Raw genomic sequence first — 1656 nt, 5'->3', positions numbered from 1 at the left:
TCTCTTCGATGCTCACCCAGTCGAACCACACAGGGAAGGCCGCGTCTTTCACCAGGTCCTCCCACAGAGCGACCAGCTCGCCGTTCGCCTCAAGGATCTCGTCCATGGCTTCAGCGAATTCACGAGTACAGCGGGTGCGGCCAGTCTCGATCGCGCCGATGTACTGCGGGGTGACGCCCTCCCCGTCGCGAGCCCTGCGTGCGAGGTTGTCCTGAGACCAGCCCTTCGCCTCGCGGAACCTGCGGAACCTGCGGCCGAACGGGAGGAGGGCGGGGCTCACCTTGCCCTTGAGGCGACGTGGCGTCATAGCGTCATCGTCCCTCAACCGAGGGTCAAGTGGCCAGCAAGTTGAGAGAACTCGCGGTGGCCTACTTGTCCAGCGTGAGCTGCACTTCGTCGCGCTCCGGAGGCGCTTGGTGACTAACTGGGGACCGATCCAACCCGGAGACGTTAGGTCGCACTCATGTCAGCAACAGCAATCGCAGAGGTCCCTCCCACGCTCGTCCTCAACCCCGACGACCAGGCCCCCAGCCTGGCCCGCCGATTCCTCGCCGACCTGTTCGCCGAGTGGGGAATCAAGGACGACTACGCGGGCCGCACAGTGGTCTGCGAGCTGGTCACGAACAGTTACCGGCACGGGGAGGGGCAGATCGTCGTCCGGATCTTCCGGGACGAGCGCGACGGCTGCCCGGTGGTGGAGGTGTGGGACGCCGGCGAGGGAAGGCCGGAGATCCAGCCCGAGAACTACGCCGCCGAGAGCGGTCGCGGCCTGCTCCTCATGGCCGAACTCGTCCACGACTGGGGCGTCCGCCCGCTCAACGAGGGCGGCAAGATCGTCTGGGCGAAACTCGCCCCTTGACCGAGCGAAGGCGATGAACGAGCCAGCCGCGCTGCTGCTGGAGCGGACATCAGGGGCCGCGACGAAGGCGGGCGAAACCTCCTCGGCTCCCGCGATTGGACTCGAAGTGACTCAGCGCTTGGTCTCGTACCTGGTCATGAGTACGCCGTCGGGGAACGTCCGCGTCTCCACCAAGGTCAGGTTGACCCAGTTGTCCAGCGCGGTGAAGAACGGCGTGCCGCCGCCCACCAGAACCGGTGCGGTGACCAGGACATACTCGTCGATCAGCCCGGCCCGCATCGCCGCTGCCGCGAGCGTGGCGCCACCGATGTCGATCGGACCTCCGTCCTCGGCCTTAAGCCGAGTGATCTCGGCGACCGCGTCGCCGCTGAAGAGACGGGTGTTCCAGTCGACCGTGCTGATCGTGGAGGAGAACACCACCTTCGGCATGTCCCGCCAGCGGCGGGCGAACTCGATCTCCGCCGACGTGGCGCCGGGTTGCTGGTCGGCGGTCGGCCAGTGGGAACTCATCGCCTCCCACAGCCCGCGCCCGTACAGTGACAGCTCCGTCGACCCCACCCGGTCGGACCACCACTGGAACAGCTCGTCGCTCGGCACGCTCCAGCCGAGGTCGTCGCCGGGTGCGGCGGTGTAGCCGTCCAAGGACACGTTCATACCAAAGATCAGTTTCCGCATGGCGCCAGCCTCCCGTGAGCCGCTATTCGGGGTACAGACCAACACGACGCGGAAAAGTCATCGGCCAGAAAGTCGGAGCAAGCGGTCTTAGGAAGACAATCGGAAGGCACAACTCCTTGGCT

At 66.1% G+C, this 1656-nt stretch carries 3 protein-coding genes; 1 reads left to right on the top strand and 2 read right to left on the bottom strand.

Annotated elements, in window-relative coordinates:
• Window positions 1-307 (bottom strand): helix-turn-helix transcriptional regulator (locus ACIWVC_RS22295; RefSeq protein WP_396446998.1); only part of this gene is annotated, 307 nt, incomplete at its 3' end.
• Window positions 308-463: 156 nt separating this feature from the next.
• On the opposite strand from ACIWVC_RS22295, the gene ACIWVC_RS22290 reads away from it, so the two are divergent.
• A complete protein-coding gene (locus tag ACIWVC_RS22290; protein ID WP_396446999.1) occupies window positions 464-859 on the top strand; it encodes an ATP-binding protein in 396 nt (131 codons plus the stop codon).
• Window positions 860-970: 111 nt separating this feature from the next.
• Here ACIWVC_RS22290 and ACIWVC_RS22285 read toward each other — a convergent pair whose 3' ends face one another.
• A complete protein-coding gene (locus ACIWVC_RS22285; protein WP_396447000.1) occupies window positions 971-1534 on the bottom strand; it encodes a dihydrofolate reductase family protein in 564 nt (187 codons plus the stop codon).
• Window positions 1535-1656: the final 122 nt, after the last annotated feature.

The sequence above is a fragment of the Actinomadura sp. genome (assembly GCF_044508335.1).
Classification (GTDB): domain Bacteria; phylum Actinomycetota; class Actinomycetes; order Streptosporangiales; family Streptosporangiaceae; genus Spirillospora.
This window is presented reverse-complemented; position numbering and strand designations above follow the sequence as displayed.

Excerpts from the sequence above, each read along its gene's own strand:
- ACIWVC_RS22290 (WP_396446999.1), top strand. The coding sequence starts at position 464 with ATGTCAGCAACAGCAATCGCAGAGGTCCCTCCCACGCTCGTCCTCAAC.
- ACIWVC_RS22285 (WP_396447000.1), bottom strand. The coding sequence starts at position 1,534 with ATGCGGAAACTGATCTTTGGTATGAACGTGTCCTTGGACGGCTACACC.